General features: G+C 66.2%; 3 protein-coding genes and 1 pseudogene. 2 read left to right on the forward strand and 2 right to left on the reverse strand.

What is annotated here, in order from left to right; genetic code table 11:
- Positions 1 to 1,151: 1,151 nt before the first annotated feature.
- Positions 1,152 to 1,556, reverse strand: coding sequence for a transposase (locus IE142_RS37750; protein ID WP_368857250.1), 405 nt, complete (start codon positions 1,554 to 1,556; stop codon positions 1,152 to 1,154).
- A gap of 381 nt (positions 1,557 to 1,937) precedes the next feature.
- Here IE142_RS37750 and IE142_RS34340 point away from each other — a divergent pair, with 381 nt between their 5' ends.
- Complete coding sequence (locus IE142_RS34340) at positions 1,938 to 3,092, forward strand: ParA family protein (RefSeq protein WP_191889366.1); 1,155 nt, start codon at positions 1,938 to 1,940, stop codon at positions 3,090 to 3,092.
- Positions 3,089 to 4,378 carry a ParB/RepB/Spo0J family partition protein gene (locus tag IE142_RS34345; protein ID WP_191889367.1) on the forward strand — a complete coding sequence of 430 codons (1,290 nt, stop codon included), beginning with the start codon at positions 3,089 to 3,091 and terminating at the stop codon, positions 4,376 to 4,378. The genes IE142_RS34340 and IE142_RS34345 overlap by 4 nt, the downstream gene beginning before the upstream one ends.
- Before the next feature lie 75 nt (positions 4,379 to 4,453).
- Here IE142_RS34345 and IE142_RS34350 read toward each other — a convergent pair.
- Positions 4,454 to 5,701: pseudogene (locus IE142_RS34350) on the reverse strand (IS30 family transposase).
- Between the last annotated feature and the right edge of the window lie 255 nt (positions 5,702 to 5,956).

Raw genomic sequence — 5,956 nt, forward strand, 5'->3', positions numbered from 1 at the left:
GACCGCCCGCCACTGCCACTACCGAAGAAGAACCAGCTCAGGCAACGATTTCTAACTGGAGTACTAGGCCCTGTCGTTTGGATCAGGAACGCGGCCGGCTCGCGCAGCTGTCCGCGCCGCGCCCGAGCCAATCGCCGCCGCAGCCGACCTGAGCCGGGCCCTGGAGGTGGTGCGGGAACAGGCCGGAACCCCCAGCTTGGACGACATCCGGGGCGGCGCGGGCTAACCCCCTCGCCCTGCCCGTCAGCACCGCCGCCCGCGTCGTCAACGGCGGCACCGTCCCCGCCGGCGTCCAGCAACTGCGCGCCTTCCCGCCCGGCTGCGGCATCCCGCCCGAGCAGCACGCCGTGTGGCCGGTCGCCTTCGCCAAGTTCAGCAGCGCCCCCTCCATGCCCACCGTGCAGGAGCTGTATCGATCGTGGGCGCGGACGCCTGGTTACTCCTCCGAGCTGCAGCGCCTGCTGCGCGCAGCGTACGACTCCGACAGGGGGCCGGCATCGCCGGGCCACACGCAGTGGCGTCGGAAGGTGGCCTTCGAAGAGCTGGCGCCGGACTCCGCGTTCCCGGGCGGTGCCGGGCCGGCCTGTGGTGGGCGGCGACCACAGCCAGCACCGAGCTGCGGGATCGGGCAGGGGCCGAGTGAGTAACAGCTTGGACTCATACCCCCTGACCGGTATGGACACCTGCATGCTCGGGTCATGGGGAGACGCGACGGGGTGCGGAGTGGAACAGCTGGAGGGTGTCTGTTCAACGGTTGTCTGGCTGTGCTCGTGTCGCTTCTTGTGTGCGTCATCGGGCTATGGGTCTGGGCGGCCACGGCGGATGACCGCGCCGAGGGACAAGCCCGCGCTGATCTGCGAAGTGCTGCTGAGACTCGGCAGGAGAAGCTTGCTGGGGCGGCAGCCGACGGCGTGCTGGCGGACAGCGAAATCGCTCGGGTTTTCCCTCGTGGAAAGCCGGCTCAAGGCTTGGTGCGGATTGGGCGGCATGGTCCTGACGTCATAGTGACGGCAGAGTTACTGGGCGTCGGCCCGGGGGTCTTCCTCACCAGCGAGACACTTGTGACGGGGTGCTTCACCTTCACCGTCACGCCGGAGGCACGCGGCCATCGGGGGGAGGTCATCATCAGGGAACTGGCCGTGGGAAACGAGTCACACTCCGCGTGTACGACGGCAGGAGTGCCGTCTTCCAGCGTCTCCCCCAGCCACTGAAAGAGGGGATGCCACGCTGTGACTGAGTGCCCCAGTTGGCGAGTCGAGTGTCAGTCGGTCCTCACCCGAGTGCTCGGCTGATGTGGTGCCGGCCAGATGGACCCACTGCGTTCCGGTCTGGAACTTGAAGGCGATCGCGTCGATCACCTCCCGGTGATCCCGCCAGCGACCACCCCGCTTCGGCGTCCGGTCCGGGAGTAACGGCTCGATCCGCGCCCACTGCGCATCTGTTAACGGCACACCCGGACCAACGACCGACTGATCCAAACGAAACTGCCTAGGCCGGACAGCCCCGCGGCTTGACACTGGCTGTTCGCATGAGACAGAGGCTCCAGCAGCGATCACGCGGAGCGTATGTCAGCTGTCACTTGCAGAGCTGCTACTCACGGGGTAGCAGTTGCTGAGCTGGAGCCTTCACAGAGCGACTCTGCTGTGGGCAACGAGCCTCAGGCGGAATCGTCACGACGTCAGCGCACTGGCACTTCCGCTCACCACTTGTCGGACCTGCGGCACCCAGTTGCGACCGCCCTCAATCGCTTCCGGTCGTGCTCGCCGTCACAGCCGTAGCGACCGTCGGGCAGCTGGACGATCTCGCAGACCACGACCGGTACAGCAGACGGGGAGCAGCGCATCGCTTGCGGGGTTGTTTGTTTTCCGCGGATAACAAGCGCGTGCGACACGCCTACTTGGCGGCCACGACTAGCCGGAGGTGAGTAAGGTAGCGCCATGACCGCGCCATACGACCCGAGCGAGCGGGAAAAGGTAGTAGCCAAGCTGCCGTCTGAGCTGCGCAGAGAACTCAAGGTCCGTGCCGCCGAAGTTGGTACAGACATCCAGGACGCCGTGACAGAGGGCGTAGATGCCTGGCGGAAGGCGAAGAGCCAGCCTCTGGTAGATACGGCCGGGGGGACGTCCTTCGCGACCTATCTGCCAGCCGGGCTGTACGACAAGCTCAAAAGGGACTGCAAGTCCCGGGGTATCTCGTACAACCAGGGCATCGCCCAGTCGATCCGGCTGTGGCTCGATCAGCATCCCTCGCCCCGGCCGAAGCCGCCACGCGTCACGGGAGCGCGGCGCATCATCTTCGGCAACCAGAAGGGCGGCGTCGGCAAGACCGCCGTCTCTGCCGGTGTCGCACAAGCTCTCGCCGAGTCCGGGAACCGGACCTTGCTGATCGACTTCGACCCGCAGGGGCACCTGACCAAGCAACTGGGGCACCCTCTTCTCGACATCGACGCAGCCAGCTTGGCCAAGCACATGCTGGGGGAGGCTCGGGGCGAACTGGCTGAGCTGCTGGTGCCGATAAAGGGCGGGGACTTCGAAGAGCACCTATGGCTGCTGCCGGCGTGCAAGGACGCCTTCCTTTTGGACGCGAAGCTCGCCACGAGCCGTAACGTCCGCATCAAAGAGACAGCGCTCGAGAAAGCTTTGGAGGCTCTGGAGCAGGAGTTCGACTACATCCTGGTCGACTGTCCTCCCAGCCTCGGTTACAGCATGGACACCGCCCTGTATTACTGCCGTACGCGGGAGGGCGAGCAGGAGGGCACGTCCGGCATCGTGATCCCGGTGCTCGCTGAGGACTCCTCGGCGGATGCTTACGACATGCTCTACGACCAGGTTCAGGACCTCGTCGCTGACATGGATGTCGATATCGCCATGCTGGGCTTCGTCGTGAATATGTACGACAGCCGCAAGGGCTTCGTGGCCACATCGTCGCTGGAGGAGTGGCACAAGATCGGGGATCCGCCGGTTCTGGCGATCGTGCCGGAGTTGAAGGACCAGCGAGAGGCCGTACGCGTGAAGCAGCCTCTGCTGGTCCACGCTCCCTACGGCGAGCAGGCAGAAGTTATGCGCACAGTGGCACGGAGGATCAGCGGATGAGCATCGCCGACCGACTCGGAACTGGCTCCTCGTTCAGCCAGGCTCCTCGAGGCCGCAGCGCCCGCGGCCGGGCCAAGGCCATCACGCAGGGAGACGTCCCGGCGTACGAGCTTGTCCGGCTGCGTCTGGAGAGCGTCTCCCCCACCCCTTTGAATCCGCGCCGCAACTTCGGCACAGATGAAGAGAAGACGCGGTTCGGCGAGGAACTTCGCCAGGCACAGTTGGCTGCGTGTGTGGCTGTCACCCGAAGCGCCTACTTGGCCTTGTGGCCTGAGCACTCGGACCGGATCGCTGACGCCTCCCATGTCCTGATCAACGGAGAGCGTCGCTTCCACAGCGCCGTCCACGTCGGGTTGGAGGCGCTGGACTTCGTCGTCCGCGACGACCTCGCCAAGACGCGGGAAGAGTTCATCAACTACCTCCTGCAGGAGAACCTCGAGCGCGAAGACTTCGACGTCATCGAACGGGCACGCGGTGTCGAACAGCTCGTTGCGGCCTGCGCTGAACAGTCCGAGCGAGGAGCTCGCTCCCGAGCAGCTGAACGACTCGGCAAGGCCCGCTCCTGGGTGACGAACCAGCTCGCCCTCCTGGAGCTGCCTCAAGAGATCCAAGCGATGCTGAGCGCCGGCAGCGTGCCCGAGCGCGACGGACGCACCATGGTGCGGTACGTCCGGGAGAACGAGGGCATCGACGCTGCCGCGTTGCTAGACCGGCTGGCAGCTGAGAAGGCAGCTGCCGCCAGGATCAAGGCTGAAGAGCAAGCCCAGCTGCATGCTCTGCGGCGCCGAGATGACGAAGGCTTGTTTTCCGCGGATAACAAGCAGCGCCAGCCGCCCGAGGTGCCGCTGGATATCGACGTAGGGTCGGACCCGGGCAGCACCGACTCCGGTTTGTTTTCCGCGGATAACAACACTGCCTCAGTGAAAGACACGCAAGAGCCCGACACGGAGCCGCGCGAGGCGGCCAGCTCGTCCTCCGCGGAGGATAGGGCTGGTGCTGCTGCCCGCCCTGATGCAGCCGTTCCTAAGCAGCCAAGCCCTCCAAGTGCACGTCCTCGAGAGGCTGATGCGGCCGCCGACGTCGATGACGCGACTGGTGGGCGGGGGCAGCCACGACGACTCCCCTATGACGACGCCCCCTACGTCATGCATCACCTGTTCAGGAAGATGCTCCCCGAGGACTTTGCCCAGGGGCTCCGCGTTGGCCTACAAATTCTCCGGGAGAACCGAGCGGAGGAGTACGAGGCCCTGCTCAAGGAGATGACCGAACGGGAACTGTCGACCTGAACGCCCAGTGCTGCACACGAGAGGCCCCTGCGTCCGGACCTGAGTTCTAGGGATCGTCGCAACACCGATCCAGATTCAGGCGGTCAGTAGATCACGCAGACGCTCGGCTGGTGTATCCCAGCCGAGCGTCTTGCGCGGGCGGCCGTTGAGTTCCTGTGCGACGTGTTCGAGGTCTTCGGGCCTGTGCAGGCTCAGATCGGTGCCCTTGGGGAAGTACTGGCGCAACAGGCCGTTGGTGTTCTCGTTAGAGCCGCGCTGCCACGGGGAGGCGGGATCGCAGAAGTAGACCGGCATCCCGGTGGCCATGGTGAACTGCTTGTGACGGGCCATCTCGGTTCCCTGGTCCCAGGTGAGGGAGCCCCGCAGGTGCGGGGGAAGGGCCTGGACAGTGCGGACCAGGCCGTCGCGGACGGCTGTGGCGTCGTGGGAGCTGCCGGGCAGGTGGACCAGCATCGTGTAGCGGGTGGTCCGCTCGACCAGGGTGGCGATGGCTGACCTGCCGTTCGCGCCGATGATCAGGTCGCCTTCCCAGTGTCCTGGCACCGCCCGGTCCTCGACCTCGGCGGGACGGCTGCTGATCATCACCATCGGGTCGTTGAACCGAGGGGTCCGACGGGCTGGGTCGCGTCGGGGCTTGCGCCGGGTGCGACCGGTGCGTATGGCTGCCTGGACTTCCCGCTTCAGGCCGCCTCGGGCCTGCACATACAGCGCCTGGTAGACCGTTTCCACGCTCACCCGCATGTTCCTGTCGTCGGGATGGCTCTTGGTCAGAGCGTGGCAGATCTACTCCGGGGACCACCGCTTGCGCAGGCCGTCGCGGACGAAGTTGCGCAGCGGGCCCTCGCGTAGCAGCTTGCGTTCCTTCGGGCGGGGCCTGCGCGAGGCGGCGGCCCGGTGGGCCGCGTAGGGGTGGTAGCCGCTGGTCCCCGAGTTGTTCCGCAGCTCGCGTGAGATGGTGCTGGCCGGGCGTCCCAGGGCCCGGCCGATGGCTCGCAGCGATTGGCCGGCGGCGTGCAGGTCGCGTATTCGCTCCCGGTCGGAGAGCGACAGGAATCGCGGGTGCAGCTTCTTCTCAAGGGCCTTGAGGCTGACCGGTGCCTTGTTGATCACACCGGACATCGTGACGGTCCCCGTCGTGTAGTTCACACGCCGACCGTCCGGGTAGAGCCGCCCGTTGCGGCTCTTGTGGACGCCGTTGTCCCAGTCCTTGGCCGTGCGCGGGTTTACCCCGACCTGCTGGGCGGCCTCACGGCGGGAGACACCCCGGGCCCGCAGCTGCTTGTACTCCTCGCGCCGCGGGTGCCCCAGGTGCCCCGTAGTCATGCCGGCCTTGCGAGCCAGGGTGAACGCCGTGTTCAGGTTCAGCCCCAGCTCACGTGCCACAGGAGACACACTCCCCACGGCATCCAACCGCTCAAGGAACCGCTGCTTCAACGCCGGATCGAGCCTCTTACCGCCCACAGTCCTCGCAACTCCCATTGATCATGAGTGTTGCGAGGACCGCTAGAACCCAAGCCCCAGTTCGGTCTGGGGAGGTGCCGGGCCTTCGGTTGTCAGGCTGCCCAGGTCGCGGGCGCG

This window comes from Streptomyces mutabilis, assembly GCF_014649815.1.
Taxonomy (GTDB): Bacteria; Actinomycetota; Actinomycetes; order Streptomycetales; family Streptomycetaceae; genus Streptomyces; species Streptomyces mutabilis.

Coding starts and splice junctions, on each gene's coding strand:
- IE142_RS34340 (WP_191889366.1), top strand. CDS start 1,938: ATGACCGCGCCATACGACCCGAGCGAGCGGGAAAAGGTAGTAGCCAAG.
- IE142_RS34345 (WP_191889367.1), top strand. CDS start 3,089: ATGAGCATCGCCGACCGACTCGGAACTGGCTCCTCGTTCAGCCAGGCT.